Raw genomic sequence first — 17,816 nt, 5'->3', positions numbered from 1 at the left:
TATAGCTTCGCCTATTATGCAAATAGTAGTAAAGGAGTGATTTCGTTGGTTCTCGGTCTTTTAGCTTCTAAACTTCATTATGAGCAAACATATTACACCGAAATCGCTAAACGCGCTCGGCTTTATCATAATGTCGTTGCCCAGTTTACGCCATTTTGTATTGATCCTAAAACAGACCTTGTTTCTGGTCTTATTTACGATACAGATACAGGAAAATGGAAAGAGCAAACATTCCCTATTCCTTCTTATATATATGATCGTTATTCTTTTCACGAGGAAACAGACTCTGAAAAAGCAACATCAATTATTCACTCTTTGCACAATCGTCCTTCCACTACCTTTTTAAATAACACACTTATTAATTTAAGTGAACTACATGATTTATTTCTCACTAATAAGAAACTGTCTCCTTATATACCAAAATTTGAAATTGCAACGATACAAAACATTTTCAAACTGTTGTTAAAAACTAAAGATATTATTATACGCCCCACTAATATACATTCTAAGGATAACTTATATCGAATTGCTTACAAAAATAAAACGTTTCATATCGATACAGTAAATGAAAAATATCATACTTCTATTCCACTCAAACGGACAGACGAATTTATATCTTGGTACAAATCTAACATACCCTCATCACGTTACATAGCGCACACTATGCTACAACCACCAAATCAACTAACATATCCACTCCATATTCGAACCATTTTGCAAAAAAACAAAGAACAAACTTGGAATGTTATCGGTCAATTTATACAAAAAAGTTCATTTCCTAATCAGCTTTTACCCTCAGCAACAGACGATGATTCATTACATTCATTTTCAAAAATTAAATACGTACTATCTAGTACGGGTGTGCAACTATTGCACGACGCTTTACACGACATTATAAATGAAGTAGTCCAAACACTAGATCAGTCTTATTCTTCGTTATTTGAACTAGAACTTTCCACAATTATGGATCAAAAAGGTGCAATCTGGCTTATGTATGTCAACACAATCCCTCCTTACGAACAATACATTCGTCATAGTGATTCATTAGCTGAAAAGATATTTCACGGACCACTTAAATTCAGTCGCTTTACACCATAATGAAAGGAGGTAAACCTATTTTGAAAGAACATATATATACATTAAACATTTCAGATGAAAATCCAAATAGCATTACTTTACCTTACGTTTTTTCTATTACGCCGCCTATTACATCCCTCTCCTTCGGTATACGTCACATTGCAAGTGAAGAGGTGAAAATTCATTATTCCTTTACTCGCGAAATTATTATCGGGAAACATATTGCCGAAAAACTTTTACTACCTCAATCAACCACTATTCATGCATTCACACAAAACCAAACAATTATTTTCGGACCATTAATCGGCATTTTTACAACTGGCTTTAACGATGATTCTTCTAACCCTTTAGGAAATCGTTCAATTGCCCTCAGTGAGTTGTTAACACCACCATTTTCATTACGACCGTTCGTATTCGTCTTTGGCGTTCAACATATAAACTGGGAAGAAGAAACGATTGAAGGATATTTCTTTCAAGAGAAACAATGGATAAAGAAAAAGGTTCCTTTACCAAATGTCATTTACGATCGATTACCAAATCGACAAGCAGAAAATTACAAACCAATTGTCAGAGCAAAAAGAAAGTTAGAACATGACTACTCCATTCCATGGTTTAACCCAGGTTTTTTCAATAAATGGGAAGTTCATCAACTTCTTATGAAAGATGAATCAATTAGACCCTTCTTACCAAACACAGAAGCATTTCAGCATTTTGAACAAGTAGAGCGGTTTCTTGGCACGTATAAATCTGTGTACATGAAACCAATACACGGAAGCTTTGGTAGAAATATTCATCAAATATTTTATTCTCAAACAGAAAATTGCTACTACTGTCGTTATCGCGAAAATGAAGAAAATAAACTGAGAAAGTATCAATCATTAGAAACGCTTCTAAACCACGTATTAAAAGGACATGATTTAAAAAAGTTTATCGTGCAGCAAGGTATTTCGTTACTTCGCTTCGATGGGCAACCTGTTGATTTCCGCATTCATACAAATAAAAATCATTTCGGTAATTGGATAGTTAGTGCAATCGTCGCCAAAATCGCTGGCAAAGGCAGTTTAACAACGCACGTAAATAGCGGCGGTGATACAAAATTACTGCAAGAGCTTTTCCCAGATTCAACGAAACAAGTTCAAATTGAAAACAAATTAAAACATACTGCCTTACAAATAAGTTACGCGCTCGATGAACAAGTAACCGGAAATATTGGAGAAATCGGTTTTGATGTCGGTTTAGACACAAAGGAAAATCCGTGGCTCTTTGAAGCCAACTCTAAACCTGGGCGAACTGTATTCCAAGATGAAAAGTTAAAAGAGCAAAGTGAAATGACGCGCCAGTTATTTTACGAATATGCCGTCTACTTAACTGAACATTCTTTACGCGATACAAAAGAAAAAATGTCTCAAATAAAATCCAAGACTTCAACAAATACCGAACATATCCCTTCTCCTATGATTCACTCACAAATACAAAAACAAAAACTTCCACCTAGATAATAAGGTGGAAGTTTTCTATTTACACAAGTTTTACTACAACCTCTGTTTCCACGTTACATACTCCGCAATAAAAAATATGATTGCAATATTCATTTGAATTATTATGCGTTAAACCATCTACTGCACTTAATAATTCTTGATCCATATAGGCACTATAATCGTCTATGTAATCTACAGACTTCCCATAATCTTGGAGTATACTTTGGCAATTTTGACAAGAATATGTTTGTGATTCTAATGCGTTGCATAGCGGGCAAATCCCCATCATGATTCCTCCATACGTTATCGTTTAAAGCCTCTCTTTTTTAGATTGAAGAGAGCACCTACCCATGCATAGGAGCGGTCACTCCATCCCTACTTAAAAATAGAACTATGAAGTTGCTACCGATTTCATTTCAATAAATCATAAATAAGAAGCTAATGATTAGCCTACAAGTAGCAGGCTACAATGAGAAAATTATATTTAATATCCTCCTTAGTTTGGCCTGTTTTCTTAAAAATACAACGATTACTCTTATTTCATAATTTACGAAATCAATAAGTTTTTTTGACAAAATTTACAAATTATTATTTTGTATATCTTTCTAGGTAACATCCATACTATGAGTACAAACTTAATTACCGATGGATTAGCGCCAACCGGGGCGATAATCTGGTTCAACTCCAGCTAGTCCAACCAAAAAAACTTTTATAACTCTAAGGAGGATATATTCCTATGGCAAACCAAAATTCTTCAAATCAATTAGTAGTACCAGGTGCAACAGCTGCAATCGATCAAATGAAGTACGAAATCGCTCAAGAATTTGGTGTACAATTAGGAGCAGATTCTACGGCTCGCGCTAACGGTTCAGTTGGTGGAGAAATTACAAAACGTCTAGTTGCAATGGCTGAGCAAAGCCTTGGCGGATTCCACAAATAAATATAAATGGCAAAAAGGTCTCAGGGCATATACCCTGAGACCTTTCTTAATTTACTGCAACATTTGTAAAAACTTTTTCGTGCGTTCTTCTTTTGGATTTGTAAATACATCTTCTGGTGTACCTTGTTCGACAACGACACCACCATCCATGAAAATAACACGGTTCGCAATTTGATGTGCAAAACGCATTTCGTGCGTTACAATAACCATCGTCATGCCTTCTTTAGCAAGTTCTTTCATTACTTTTAAAACCTCTTGAACGAGTTCAGGATCAAGCGCTGAAGTCGGCTCATCAAATAATAACACTTCTGGCTCCATCGCAAGCGCGCGCGCAATTCCAACGCGCTGTTGTTGACCACCTGATAATTGAAATGGATATAAATCCACTTTATCTGCTAAACCAACTTTTTCAAGGAAGTAGTTTGCTTTTTTCTTTGCTTCTTCTTTCCCTACTTTTTTCACTGTAATGAGCCCTTCCATTACATTTTGAAGTGCTGTTAAATGAGGGAATAAGTTATGGTGCTGGAATACCATACCTGTTTGTGTACGAAGATTTACAATATCTTTCTTCGATACTTTTTGAGCAAAATTAAGCTCTTTATTGCCGATGCGAATGCTACCGGCGTTTGGTGTTTCTAGTACGTTAAGACAACGTAAGAATGTCGTTTTACCAGATCCAGACGGTCCAATAATAACAACAACCTCGCCTTTCTCAACTGTTAAATCTATATGCTTTAGTACGGTATTATCTCCGAAACTTTTTTGTAAGTGCTGAATTGAAATCATAAAAACAAAAACTCCTTTTGTAAAAGGATTATTTTAATGTGTAGCGTTCTGAACGCTTCTCTAACATCTGTTGTACGATTGATAATAAGAAACAAATAACCCAATAAATAAGACCTGCTTCAAAATAAACAATTAAAAACTCGTAGTTCATCGCCGCAATTTCCTGCGCTTTTCGGAACATTTCTGTTACTAAAATTAATGATGCTAATGAAGTATCCTTCACTAAGCTAATAAATGTATTCGAAAGCGGTGGAATTGATACACGCGTTGCTTGTGGTAAAATAACACGTTTTAATGCTTGTGGATATGTCATCCCAATTGTGTAAGCTGCTTCCCACTGCCCTTTCGGAATGGAAAGGATAGAAGCACGAATAATTTCAGATGCATATGCACCGACATTTAATGAAAATCCAACAACTGCTGCTGTATATGGCTCAACTTCAATATTAAGAGTTGGAAGACCATAGAAAATAATAAATAACTGTACAAGAAGTGGCGTTCCGCGAATGATAGATACATAGATACGAGCAATCCATTGTAAAATACGACTACCAGAAATACGTGCGAGCGCCGTTAACGTTGCCAGTATAATCCCGATAATAAATGTAATAAGCGTTAATGGAATTGTCGTAAAAACAGCTTCCTTCAGCATAGGCATGAAGGAAGACTGCATAATATCTATCCAAGTAGACAATCGATCTGAAACCAATGCACTACTTAGATACATTTTCACCGAACCATTTTTTCGTTATTTTGTCATACGTACCGTCTTTTTTCATATCTTCTAACGCTTTATCTACTTCTTGTACAAGCTTAGTGCTACCTTTACGGAATAAGAATCCACTTTCTGAAGCTTCTTTTTCAGTATCTACAATTTTAATTTTCGCATCTTTTTTCGTTTCTAAGTAGTTTAGTACTGATAACTTATCATTGATTGTGAAATCAACGCGTCCTGAAGCTAATAATTCTGCTGCCTGGCTAAATCCTTCTACACCAATAATTTCCGCACCATTTTTCTTAGCGATATCTGCATAGTTACTCGTTAAAGATTGTGCTCCTTTTAGTCCTTTTACATCAGCAAATGTAGCAGGCTTATCTTTATCTTTTGCAATAACTAATGCCGCTGAAGATGAAACGTATGGCTTAGAGAAATCGTATTTCTTTTGACGATCTTCACGAATACCAACTTCGTTTGCAACCATATCGAAACGTTTTGCATCTAGGCCAGCCAGTAAGCTATCCCATTGTGTTTCTTTAAATACAGGTTTTACACCTAAACGTTTTGCAACTTCTTCTGCTAATTCAACATCAAATCCAGTTAATTTATTGCTTGAATCGTGGAACGTAAATGGTGGGTATGTACCTTCTGTACCAATTACAAGTTCACCGCTTTGTTTAATCTTTTGTAAAGCGTCTTGACTAGCTGTATCTTTTTTCTCTTCTTTACCGCAGCCGGCTACAATCCCGATCGCTAAAGTAGTTACTGCAAGCACTGAAAATAATTTCTTCATGATAGTAATCCTCCAAGTATTCTGATAGGAATTTAAAAACTATATTGATTGTATGCAATCTTGAACAATTTTTCAATGAAAATGTTCTTATTTAGTTTATCCTTTTTCTTCATAATCAAACAAAAGGGAAAAATAACGCTACATACAAAAAATAAGTAACATTTTTTAATATAGCATTTATAAAGAAAAAGGTAAAACAATACTTCTTATTTAACTGTCGTAATTTGCTAAAGAGTCGACATGTTCATCAATAAAAAGAACTTGTGAAAATCACAAGTTCTCCTCCATATCTGTTAAGCACTCTGATTGCCTTCCATTTGCGTTTTATACATATCGTAATAACGCCCGCGCTTTTTCATGAGTTCATCATGAGAGCCTTTTTCTAAAATGGTTCCTCTATCAAGCACAATAATTTGATCTGCGCTTTTAATTGTTGAAAGTCGGTGAGCAATAATAAATGTCGTTCTTCCTTTTTTCACAACTTCTAGTGCTTGTTGAATCATCGCCTCTGTTTCTGTATCAATACTAGACGTTGCTTCATCTAAAATTAAGATAGCTGGATCAAAAGCAAGCGCCCTAGCAAACGAAATAAGCTGACGTTCTCCAGTGGAAAGCGTACTTCCCTTTTCTGTAATTTCTTCATTTATATTGTTTGCAAATCTTTCAGCACCAACATCACGTAGCGCCTTTACAATGCGCTCTTTTGAAATTTTTTCATTTTCTAAACTTACATTGGAAGCCACCGTCCCGCTAAAAAGAAACGGGTCTTGCAGTACGATTCCCATATGCTCACGAGTTGCTTGTTTCGGCATTTCTTTTACATCGTGACCATCAATCGTAAGTTTTCCTTTTTCAAACTCATAAAATTGAAAGAGTACATTCATGATAGAACTTTTTCCTGATCCAGTATGACCGACAAGTGCCACTGTCTCACCTTGTTTTGCTTCAAAAGAAATATTTTTTAACACTTCATCTTTTCCATTATAAGAAAATGATACATTATCAAATTTTACATTTCCTTTTAAACGAGGCATACGTTCTTCTTCTACCGCTTCTCCTTTTTCCTCTAACAATTCAAATACACGTTCTGATGCAACGCGCGCTTGCTCTAAGTTTGCAAGCTGGTTCACCATATTCGTAATTGGCGAGAATAATCGTGTTAAATAATCGACGAACGCATACAGTACCCCAAGTGAAATAATACCTGTAGCACTTAATGACGCACCGCCGAAATACCAGATTACTCCTGTGAAAGCGATATTTCTTAATACGGCTACTAAGTTATGCGAAGTCGCTGCATTTAAATTTAAAATTTTATTTTGATACTTAAAATAATCGCCATTTAATTCTTCAAACTCTTTTTTCGTTTCACGCTCTTGACGGAACGCTTGAATAATTGGCATCCCTTGAATGGATTCATTCACTGTTCCATTAATATCAGATAAACGAGAGCGCATTTTATGATTGTATACAGACGCATATTTTCTATAAAGAATCGCCCAAACAATTAAAATTGGGATAATTAATAAACATAATGAAGCGAGCTTCACATCTAATAAAAATAGCGCAGCGAATATCCCAATAATATAGATGATACTAGAAACGAATGTTGCCAGCACCGTTACATATAAATCACGAATGGCTTCTGTATCATTCGTCACACGCGAAACAATTTTCCCCGCCGGTAAATGATCAAAGTACCGAATTGGCAACGTTTGAATATGAGAAAAAACATCTTCCCTCATAATTTGAATAATTTTGTTCGCTGCCTTCTGCAAGAAGAACTGCTTTCCGTATGCAAATAATGATACGACTACTAATAAAGCGAAATAGCCACCACCAAGTAATAATAGACGGTTTATTTCTGGTTTATAAAACGCAAACACTTCTTCTTTCGTTAATGCCTTCGCTTTATACACTTGCACCGCCTTACCATTTTGAACGGTAATCATATCACCTTTTACAGTACGTGACCCTTCAATATTCACTTTATTCGGTACAAAATAATATTGAAAACCGACTTGCATCACACGTACTTCTTTACCTTTTGTCTCGCCTTGTTCAAAGCGATCACTTCGCTTATAAAAAGCGCCATTATATGAAACAGCTTCTTCACTCTTTTCTGTTTCATACCAAGGTTTCTCTATCCCGACGATATGATCATCAATCATCGTTTTAGCGACGAAAGGACCAGCAAGCTCTGCAATGACGAAAATAAATAACATTAACATCGCTGCAAAAATCGTTCCTTTCACTTTCATCGCATATTGAAATAATCGTTTTGAAACGCTCATATTTTCACCCCACTATCCGCACTTTCACTTTCACCTTGTTGTCTTTCAAACTGCTCAGCATACCAGCCTCCGCTCTGGATAAGCTGAGCATGTGTACCTTCTTCCATTACTTGCCCCTCATCCATAACGAGAATCCAATCCGCATGTTGTACGGCAGATAAACGGTGCGTCGTAATAATCGTCGTCTTTCCGCTTCTTTCTGTTCTTATATTTTCAATAATCGCTGCTTCCGTACGAGCATCAACAGCTGATAAAGAATCGTCCAAAATTAAAATTTCTGGATTTTGAATAACAGCTCGTGCAATCGAGATCCTTTGTTTTTGCCCTCCTGATAAAGAAACACCTTTCTCTCCAACGAGCGTTTCTAACCCTTCTGGTAAAAACTCTAAATCCTTTGTAAACGCCGCAATTTCAATTGCTTTCTCAAGTTCTTCTTCAGTCGCTTCCCTATTTCCGAATAAAATATTTTCTCTCGCTGTTTTTGAGAACAAAATATGTTCCTGAGGTACATACCCAATCCATCCGAGTACATTTTCATTCGTTATTTTATCTAATGTCACATCAGAGACCGCAATATCCCCATCTCCAAGCGGATATTGGCGAAGAAGCTGACGTACAAGCGTCGTTTTTCCGCTTCCTGTTTTTCCGACAACCCCTAGCGTTTCTCCTTGCTTTAATGTGAAAGAAACCTTCTTTAAATTTTCTTCAGTTGATGAAGGGTATGAGAAAGACACCTCATCAAACTGAATATAATCCGGCTCTTGCACAAGCTTTGGATGTTTTGGATTCTTTACATCTGGCTCATACGCTAACGTTTCATTCACACGGTCAAGCGAAGCATTTCCTCTTTGCATAACATTGATTAATTCACCAATTGCAAACATCGGCCAAATCATCATTCCTAAATACACGTTAAAAGAAACGAGTTCGCCAAGCGTCACCTTTGATTGGAACACAAGGTATGCGCCATACACTAAACCGATTAAATAACTAAGACCGACAAGCATTTTCACAGTTGGTTGGAATAATGCATCAATTCTCGCTACCTTCATATTTTTTTCGTAGACGTCATCTCCTAAACGATGAAATCTTTCCTGATCTGCATTCTCTTGTACATATGCACGAATAACGCGCACACCAGCTATTGACTCAAGTACTTTATCGTTCATATCACCAAACGCATCTTGCGCAACTGTAAATCTTTCATGCAGTTTTTTTCCATATATATTCATCGCATACGCCATAATTGGAAGCGGGATAAGCGCTGCAAATGTAAGCTCCCAACTAATTGTAAATCCCATCATAAAGACAATCGTAAGCATGTATAAACTAGAATCTACAAGCGTTAATATACCAAAACCAGCTGTCATAGCGATTGCTTTTAAATCATTCGTTGCTCTCGCCATTAAGTCGCCAGTACGATTTTTTTGATAAAACGTCGGTGTCATCTTAAGTAAATGCCCCATAAATTTAGAGCGCATCGTTTTCTCAAGTACAAATGCACCGCCAAACAATTGATGTTGCCACACGAAAGTAAGGCCATACCCAACGATCGTAACCCCTATTAAAATAAGAATAGACTGTATAATTGCTTCGTTCGATAACGTTCCTGTTTTGATATTATCTATCGTAACCCCTAACACTTTCGGGGGAATAACTTCAACTATATTTACAATTAAAAGAGCTCCAATGGCGATACTATATCTCTTCCAATGCTCCCTAAAAAACCATTTTAACTTTAGTAATACTGATAACAATGTAACCTCTCCCTTCTCGTTCTCTTTTAACTCTCACTTCTTTATCCACTATCCAAACCCATCACATTTACATTTCGTAACCCATACAATCTCATCACATTTTTCCACCTTCCAAAATTTCCATCGTAACCATACAAGGAAAAATAAACAAAAAAAAGCATACCGCCGCTTGACGATATGCACAAAAATGCATAAAAAGCGTACGTTACGATATACGCAACGTACGCTTCTTATAAGACAGAGAATGCCTTATATATCCGCACGGGTTGCGTAATGATATGAATGTTTTCTGCCATTTAACAGAGCTAAGCCCATTACATTTACGATTACAATCATTACGCACACCCCTTTCATTTATTTTCCATTTATAATCTTACAACTTTATTGAGTATTCTGTCAATTATTTTTTTACACATAATATAAAATACACGACAATCATAAAAAATGAAGAGGATTCATGATACGATAAATCAATTTGAAATAAGAGAATATTCCGTAAGAAAGGGCATACAAAATAAAAAAATAATAAGAAATCGTTTTCACAAACATTTCATTTGAAAAATGTTATCAAACCCCCTACAATCACCTTATACTCACTCTTACAAGTTGCTATTTTAGGAGGACTAATCATGACAACTAGCAATACTTACAAATTTTATTTAAACGGAGAATGGAGAGAAAGCTCTTCAGGAGAAACAATCGAAATTCCATCTCCATATTTACACAAAGTAATTGGACAAGTACAAGCAATTACTCGCGGAGAAGTAGATGAAGCAATTGCATCTGCAAAAGAAGCTCAAAAATCATGGGCTGAAGCTTCCCTACAAGATCGCGCAAAATACTTATATAAATGGGCTGATGAGCTCGTAAATATGCAGGATGAAATTGCCGATATCATTATGAAAGAAGTCGGTAAAGGCTATAAAGATGCGAAGAAAGAAGTTGTTCGTACAGCTGACTTCATTCGTTATACTATCGAAGAAGCTCTACATATGCACGGAGAAAGCATGATGGGCGATAGCTTCCCTGGCGGAACGAAATCTAAACTTGCGATTATCCAACGCGCACCACTTGGTGTTGTATTAGCAATCGCACCATTTAACTACCCAGTAAACTTATCTGCTGCAAAACTTGCACCAGCATTAATTATGGGTAACGCTGTTATTTTCAAACCAGCAACTCAAGGTGCAATTAGTGGTATTAAAATGGTTGAAGCACTTCATAAAGCTGGCCTTCCAAAAGGTCTTGTAAACGTAGCTACAGGACGCGGTTCTGTAATTGGTGACTACTTAGTAGAGCACGAAGGCATCAATATGGTATCGTTCACAGGTGGTACAAACACAGGTAAACATTTAGCGAAAAAAGCTGCAATGATTCCACTTGTATTAGAACTTGGTGGTAAAGACCCTGGTATCGTTCGTGAAGATGCTGACTTACAAGATGCTGCAAACCATATCGTAAGCGGTGCATTCTCTTACTCTGGTCAACGTTGTACAGCTATTAAACGTGTACTTGTACACGAAAACGTAGCGGACGAGCTTGTTGACTTAGTAAAAGCACAAGTAGCTGAACTATCAGTTGGATCTCCAGAACAAGACAGCACAATCGTTCCATTAATCGACGACAAGTCTGCTGACTTCGTTCAAGGTTTAGTTGACGACGCTGTAGAAAAAGGTGCAACAATCGTTATTGGTAACAAACGTGAGCGTAACTTAATTTACCCAACATTAATCGACCACGTAACAGAAGAAATGAAAGTTGCTTGGGAAGAGCCATTCGGCCCAATCCTTCCAATCATCCGTGTTTCTTCAGATGAGCAAGCAATTGAGATTGCTAACAAATCAGAGTTCGGTCTGCAAGCAAGTGTCTTCACAAAAGACATTAACAAAGCATTTGCAATTGCTAACAAAATCGAAACTGGTTCTGTTCAAATTAACGGACGCACAGAGCGCGGCCCTGACCACTTCCCATTCATTGGTGTAAAAGGTTCAGGTATGGGCGCACAAGGTATTCGTAAGAGCCTTGAGTCTATGACACGTGAAAAAGTAACAGTATTAAACTTAGTTTAATTTTATATGTAGAAGCTGATCTAGTTTTAGATCAGCTTCTTTTTATATCAAATAATTATTCATCCCTAATCACAAACTCTTCTCTATAATCTGATTATTACTATATCCATTGACGTATAAAAATTCATTTGTTACTCTTAAAGACGTTAATTTAATATTTAAATCCTCATTCGTATCTCGGTGAGGTAGAGGTTGCAATCATTAAGAGTATCATTTCAGGAGATGTAGTGGCATTGATGAAGGAATGAGAAAGGAATGGTTGCCGAAGTAAGTCGTGTCCACCATGCACACTTGCTGGGTCTGCATTTAATAAGTGCAGAACTGTCACAAACGTTTCGTTTGTGGAGAGCTATCGAGAGGTATGTCGTGGGTTTCTTATAAGATAGAAAGCATGTAGCGGCAGATTACGTGCTTTTTTTGTTTTGTTTGGGACTTCTCTTCCTGACTCAGGAAGACATACATATCTCCTCGCTTGACTTGGTTATACTAACTTTGGAGGTATTTTCTATGCAACAAAAAAAATGGGGCTTTTGGGTACTAACAGCTTTCGTTGTCGGTAACATGGTTGGCGCTGGTATTTTCATGGTGCCAAGTACGTTGGCACAAACAGCAAGCCCACTCGGTGTCACTTTAGCTTGGTTAACTACAGGGTTTGGTGTTTTAATGCTAGCTCTTGTTTTCGGTAATTTAGCAATTCGTCGTCCTGATTTAACGACAGGACCACAAAGTCATGCATATGCTTTATTCTCAACACCAAAAAAGAAAAAAATGGCTGGCTTCAGTATGGTATGGGGATATTGGGTTGCAAACTGGGCAAGTAACGTTGCCATCATTACATCATTTGCGGGATATTTATCACTCTTCTTCCCAATTATGAAAGATACACGACTACTATTTTCAATCGGTTCGTTTAACATAGAAGTCGGGAAACTAATTACATTTACTATTTGTTCTATCTTACTTTGGGGAACTCATATTATATTAACAAACGGTGTAAGTGGAGCTGGAAAACTAAACTTCTTAGCAACAACAACGAAAGTAACTGGATTCCTTTTATTCATCGTCGTTACGTTATTTGCATTCGAAGCTTCTAAGTTTGGACAATGGTACACACCGATGATCGATAAATCAGGTGTATCACACGGCCTTCTTTCACAAGTAAACTTAGCTGCTCTTACAACACTTTGGGCATTTATCGGAATTGAATCAGCTGTTCTTTTATCAAACCGTGCTGTTTCTCCAAAAACGGTAAAACGTGCAACAGTTGCGGGATTACTTATTACAGTTGCAATTTACTTAGGAATTACAATTTTAACAATGGGTGTACTTCATGTTGATAAATTACAAGCTTCGGAACGTCCATTAGCAGATGCGCTAAACGCTGCAATGGGTCATGGAGGCGGGAAATTGATGGCATTACTTGCTCTTACTTCCCTGTTCGGTTCTATCTTAGGCTGGATTTTATTAAGCTCAGAAGTACCATATCAAGCAGCAAAAGAAGGTTTCTTCCCTTCCTTCTTCACAAAAACAAATAAAAAAGGAAGTCCAATTTACTCATTACGATTAACAAACATTATGTCGCAAGTGTTCTTATTCTCAACATTATCAGGAACAATTGCGGAAGCTTATACATTCGTTATTACCGTATCAACACTAGCCTACCTCATTCCATATCTCGTTTCACCAATCTTCCAGTTAAAACTAGTCGCTACTGGTGAAACATATAAAAATGAAATGCGGGCAAGAATTACAGATGGTATAGTCGCAGTAATCGCACTCTGCTACGCACTATGGGTTATTAAAACCGGCGCATCCGATATAAAAACGTTCCTTCTCGGAATTGGTTTATTCGTAATCGGATTTGCTTTCTATCCATTAATGAATCGTGATCAGAAAAAAAATAACGAAAAGAAAAACGGGCAAGTTGCATAACGCAATTTGCTCGTTTTTTCTTTTGTAAAACATATATAATAGAACAAAGAGGTGAAAAACATGTCAATCGAATCGCTATGGAGCAGTCGCTTCCAACAACATATTCAAAATATCATTACATACTTTGCACGTATGATTAACGGTTTACTATATAGCTTCATCTTTATTTCATGCGTTGGTGCATATTATTATGCCCAGTTTCTAAAAGCATCTCCTTCTAAAGGAATATCTTTACTACTCATAACGATTGTACTTACATTCATTATAACGAGATGCCCTATCCGTACATTTATTCAAAAACCTGATGCTGTCTATTTACTTGCATTAGAAGAGAAACTAACATCCTATTTCAAAAAATCTCTTCTATACAATTACATCATTCAGCTTTTTCCATTATTATTTACTTTCCTTATTCTCGTACCACTTGCTATGCAATCATTGCAATTAACTGTACCTTTTTTATGTACAATCTTTATCGTGTTAATGATTACGAAAGCTTGGAACATGTACATACATTGGATCTGGCGTGATAGTCACGAAAAAAACATATGGCTGATCATTCGTATTACTTGTAACGCCTTAAACATTTACATGCTGTTTTATTCCGCGAATGTTCTCATATTGGGTGGATTACTCTTATTACTTGCTTTCTTGCTTATATACACGAAAAAACAGCCTACAAAACGAATACCGTGGGATTACATAATCGAGCAAGAAGAAAAAATGAACGTTCGTTTTTATCAATTCGCTAGCATCTTCACCGATGTTCCGCAACTGAATAAACAAGTAAATAAAAGAAAATGGCTTACAAATTGGATTGAACCTTTATTACATAAAAAACGAGCAACTTTCTTCTATTTACATACACTCGCATTTTTACGTGGGAATGATTATTTCGGTATATATATTCGCTTAGGATTGATCGATGCCTTCGCCTTATATTTTATACCAAACATATACGTAAAAGGCGCTATCGCTTATATCGTTCTATATATGATCTCTATGCAGCTTCGTTCACTATGGAAATATTTTTCGGGAAATATTATTGTAGCATTGTATCCAATCCATATTGAAAAACGAATGAATCAATTCCTTCGCTTAATCTTTATATTGTTAAGCATTCAACTCATTGTATTTTCAATTGTTATACTCCTTGCTACAGGACAATTTTTACATAGCCTTATCATTATGATTATCGGGTTACTCTGGATCAAATTTATTATTGTACCAAAAACGAAGCAACGCGTTTCTTCGTTTTAACGAAACGAATTGCCTTAAAAGCCAAGGAGAAAATGAACTGCACCCCAATTGTTAGACTGTGTCTAACAATTGGGATGCAGTTCAAAATAAATTATCTCCTTGGCTTTTTTATTTTTCTTCCTCAAACAAGAATCACTGAAACAACCGATATTTTATGATTTTTACATACAAAAACGATAATACATGTTTACATCCTAATAAAAAGGGTATGTATTAAATTAACAGGGCAAAGGAACTGGAGGGAATGAAAAAATACGAATTAAAGTTTCACTTTATAAAAGGCATTGCTCAAGGATGATTCTGGAACCGATACTATAATGTAAGGAGCTGACTGCAATGAGTAAAAAAATTGCTATTTTAATAACGGATTATTTCGAGGACACAGAATACACAGAGCCGGTAGAAGCTTTTAATCAAAAGGGATATGAATTAACAACCATCGAAATGGAAAAAGGTAAAACGGTACACGGTAAGCAAGGAAAAAGTGAAATCGTGATTGATAAAAGTATTGATGATGTTTCTCCAGAGAACTTTGATGCCCTCTTCATACCGGGTGGATTTTCCCCGGATATACTTCGTGCAGATGAGCGTTTTGTACGCTTTAGTAAAGCATTTATGGATGCGGAAAAACCCGTTTTCGCTATTTGTCACGGCCCCCAACTACTCATTACTGCACAAGCACTTGAAGGACGTGATGTAACTGGATATAAATCTATTGAAGTCGATTTAAAAAACGCTGGCGGAAACTTTCACGACAAAGAAGTAGTCGTATGCCAAAATCAGTTAGTCACAAGTAGACAACCGAAGGACATCCCAGCTTTTATTGAAGAATCGTTACGTATATTAGGATAGTTATTATAGGTTAACCAAAGTAGCTAAATGACTACTTTGGTTAACCTTTTTATTTGTATGAAAAGCCAAAAAAACTCATTTTCAATGATTTTGTGAGACGCCCTCTTTTCTCGTCCCAAAATTTCTTATCACTTTTCATAAACAGTTCTCATATAGTGAAAATGACTATATAATTCCTATCCATAAGTTAAATAATGATTTCGCACATATATAAATACACAAGATGGGAGCCTTATTTATGAATAACAATCCACCTTCAACGCCCCAAGACAACTCCGAAAACAATAGCCGTGACATTACACTGCAAACATTAAGAGTCATCGGACTCGTCGTCCTTATTAGTGGTTATATCCTCGTCGCTCTCTCTGAAGTAGGTGAGCTGAAAGTCTTATTAACAAATCCAAATAGCAATCCTGATTTAGCTGAAGTTGATCCGTTCTAAAAATTATATAAAAAGCGAGTCCCAGTATAACTGGTTCGCTTTTATATAGTTTCATCCAATTTGAGAAACATTTCTCTCATCCTCATACTTCTCCTTCCCTATCGCTTTCATAAATAGTAAAATACTGCTCATACCAACGATAAAGTACAGAGCACTCATGCCCCAAGATGCAATAAATGAACCTAGCATAACACCTAATGCCCCGTTCATTTTTGCCACTTGAAAGACCATTCCGTTAATCGCCATATAAGAACCTCTCGCCTCATTTGGCACCATATCTGCCATAATAGATTGACGCACTGGCACATACATCATCTCGCCTACCGTTTGGAAAAGCCCTGCAATTAATAAAATCCATAAACTATTGCTCGTTCCGAGTATTGTAAAGCCAATCGTGTAAATGAATAAGCCTACATATAAGATTCTCAAATCGTTAAAGCTTTTCAGCAATTTAATAAGAAGTGCTGAACATAACACAACTAAAATTGTATTCTCTGCTGATATCCAGCTCAGCATTCGAATACCCGTTAAATCAAACGTAAAACCATTACCGAAGAAAAATTGTACTGTTTCAAATTCCTTCTGCAAACGGACTCCTAGATAATTATTAATTTGAAACTCTAAAGACAATGTACATATACTTGCTGCACAAAAAATTAAAAACGCTTTATCTTTCATTACAACTTTATAACTATCCGCCATATCTTTTAATACATTTTTCTTCTCTACTGTTTTTCTAGCTACATACACCTCTTCCATATATACTGCCATTACATATAGAGTAATAATAGCAACAAGAGTTAATACGATAAACAATTGTAATCTATAGTTTTCAAATAGTAATCCACCAAATATCGCTCCGATTGCAATGGATAAGTTAATAGCCCAGTAGTTTATGCTGTACATCACTTTTCGATTTTCAGGTGTACTCACATCAATTAACATCGCCTCTGTCGCAGGATTCATAAGTCCAGACCCTAAACTATTCACTAACATAAACACAAATGTTAGCCATGGTGAGTCAACGTAATCCGAATTCGCAACTCCCATACAAGCAATGGAAATGACTTGTATACTTTGACCGATAATCATAACCTTTTTACGCCCAAGCCGATCCCCAACATATCCACCGTATAAACCAATTACTAATGAAGCTATGACATTAATAAGTAGTAAAGCACCAGCAATCACACTACCTAACTTTATTGAAAAATAAATCGCCATAAATGGAAAAATCATCGTGGACACAGTACGTGTTAAAAACGAAGTTATAATTCTAATTTTTATATTTCGATGCATACTCCAGAATCCCATTGTTTCCCCTCCTTATGCTTACTTATTTTACTTTGAAAAAAAGGAAGAAAAAGGTTAGAATATTCTAAAGAGTTTCCCCTTTTATAATAGAAGGAAGTGTATAT

General features: G+C 36.2%; 15 protein-coding genes and 1 riboswitch. Of the genes, 8 read left to right on the top strand and 7 right to left on the bottom strand.

The window, feature by feature from the left end; translation table 11 throughout:
- The first annotated feature begins 45 nt into the window (after positions 1 to 45).
- Positions 46 to 1,098, top strand: coding sequence for a YheC/YheD family endospore coat-associated protein (locus JFU02_RS23865; protein WP_000242804.1), 1,053 nt, complete (start codon positions 46 to 48; stop codon positions 1,096 to 1,098).
- A gap of 20 nt (positions 1,099 to 1,118) precedes the next feature.
- Positions 1,119 to 2,576: a YheC/YheD family endospore coat-associated protein gene (locus JFU02_RS23860; protein ID WP_201071720.1), complete on the top strand. Its 1,458-nt coding sequence runs from the start codon at positions 1,119 to 1,121 to the stop codon at positions 2,574 to 2,576.
- A 19-nt stretch (positions 2,577 to 2,595) separates the two neighbouring features.
- Here the strand turns inward: JFU02_RS23860 and JFU02_RS23855 are convergent, their stop codons facing one another.
- Complete coding sequence (locus JFU02_RS23855) at positions 2,596 to 2,841, bottom strand: hypothetical protein (RefSeq protein ID WP_000510474.1); 246 nt, start codon at positions 2,839 to 2,841, stop codon at positions 2,596 to 2,598.
- A gap of 450 nt (positions 2,842 to 3,291) precedes the next feature.
- Here JFU02_RS23855 and sasP point away from each other — a divergent pair, with 450 nt between their 5' ends.
- On the top strand, positions 3,292 to 3,495 hold the full coding sequence (sasP, locus tag JFU02_RS23850) for a small acid-soluble spore protein, SasP family (RefSeq protein ID WP_000013338.1): 204 nt from the start codon (positions 3,292 to 3,294) through the stop codon (positions 3,493 to 3,495).
- Positions 3,496 to 3,546: 51 nt separating this feature from the next.
- Here the strand turns inward: sasP and JFU02_RS23845 are convergent, their stop codons facing one another.
- The 5 genes from JFU02_RS23845 to JFU02_RS23825 form a co-directional block, all read right to left on the bottom strand.
- Positions 3,547 to 4,281, bottom strand: coding sequence for an amino acid ABC transporter ATP-binding protein (locus JFU02_RS23845; protein ID WP_000623613.1), 735 nt, complete (start codon positions 4,279 to 4,281; stop codon positions 3,547 to 3,549).
- A gap of 28 nt (positions 4,282 to 4,309) precedes the next feature.
- On the bottom strand, positions 4,310 to 5,008 hold the full coding sequence (locus JFU02_RS23840) for an amino acid ABC transporter permease (RefSeq protein ID WP_000281496.1): 699 nt from the start codon (positions 5,006 to 5,008) through the stop codon (positions 4,310 to 4,312).
- Entirely contained in the window at positions 4,995 to 5,792 is a 798-nt protein-coding gene (locus tag JFU02_RS23835) for an amino acid ABC transporter substrate-binding protein (protein ID WP_000732844.1), read from the bottom strand. Before JFU02_RS23835 ends, JFU02_RS23840 begins: the two co-directional genes overlap by 14 nt.
- A gap of 293 nt (positions 5,793 to 6,085) precedes the next feature.
- Positions 6,086 to 8,086: an ABC transporter ATP-binding protein gene (locus JFU02_RS23830; protein WP_000116621.1), complete on the bottom strand. Its 2,001-nt coding sequence runs from the start codon at positions 8,084 to 8,086 to the stop codon at positions 6,086 to 6,088.
- Positions 8,083 to 9,843 (bottom strand): ABC transporter ATP-binding protein, encoded by a 1,761-nt coding sequence (locus JFU02_RS23825; protein ID WP_000953784.1) that lies wholly within the window; start codon positions 9,841 to 9,843, stop codon positions 8,083 to 8,085. The genes JFU02_RS23830 and JFU02_RS23825 overlap by 4 nt, the downstream gene beginning before the upstream one ends.
- A 629-nt stretch (positions 9,844 to 10,472) precedes the next feature.
- Between JFU02_RS23825 and gapN the strand changes: the two genes are divergently transcribed.
- The 5 genes from gapN to JFU02_RS23800 all read left to right on the top strand — a co-directional run bounded on the left by gapN (position 10,473) and on the right by JFU02_RS23800 (position 16,398).
- Complete coding sequence (gene gapN / locus JFU02_RS23820; protein ID WP_000213644.1) at positions 10,473 to 11,912, top strand: NADP-dependent glyceraldehyde-3-phosphate dehydrogenase; 1,440 nt, start codon at positions 10,473 to 10,475, stop codon at positions 11,910 to 11,912.
- Positions 11,913 to 12,090: 178 nt separating this feature from the next.
- Positions 12,091 to 12,272: riboswitch (Lysine riboswitch) on the top strand.
- A 147-nt stretch (positions 12,273 to 12,419) separates the two neighbouring features.
- Positions 12,420 to 13,844 (top strand): amino acid permease, encoded by a 1,425-nt coding sequence (locus JFU02_RS23815; protein WP_001186292.1) that lies wholly within the window; start codon positions 12,420 to 12,422, stop codon positions 13,842 to 13,844.
- A 60-nt stretch (positions 13,845 to 13,904) separates the two neighbouring features.
- Positions 13,905 to 15,104, top strand: coding sequence for an ABC transporter permease (locus JFU02_RS23810; RefSeq protein ID WP_201071718.1), 1,200 nt, complete (start codon positions 13,905 to 13,907; stop codon positions 15,102 to 15,104).
- A 336-nt stretch (positions 15,105 to 15,440) separates the two neighbouring features.
- Entirely contained in the window at positions 15,441 to 15,956 is a 516-nt protein-coding gene (locus JFU02_RS23805) for a type 1 glutamine amidotransferase domain-containing protein (RefSeq protein WP_000037542.1), read from the top strand.
- A gap of 238 nt (positions 15,957 to 16,194) precedes the next feature.
- Positions 16,195 to 16,398, top strand: a complete 204-nt coding sequence (locus JFU02_RS23800; protein ID WP_001063872.1) for a hypothetical protein — start codon at positions 16,195 to 16,197, stop codon at positions 16,396 to 16,398.
- 51 nt (positions 16,399 to 16,449) lie between these two features.
- Here the strand turns inward: JFU02_RS23800 and JFU02_RS23795 are convergent, their stop codons facing one another.
- Positions 16,450 to 17,712, bottom strand: a complete 1,263-nt coding sequence (locus JFU02_RS23795; protein WP_000508233.1) for an MDR family MFS transporter — start codon at positions 17,710 to 17,712, stop codon at positions 16,450 to 16,452.
- Positions 17,713 to 17,816 lie beyond the last annotated feature (104 nt).

This window comes from Bacillus sp. TH13, from assembly GCF_016651175.1.
Classification (GTDB): domain Bacteria; phylum Bacillota; class Bacilli; order Bacillales; family Bacillaceae_G; genus Bacillus_A; species Bacillus_A thuringiensis_S.
This window is presented reverse-complemented; position numbering and strand designations above follow the sequence as displayed.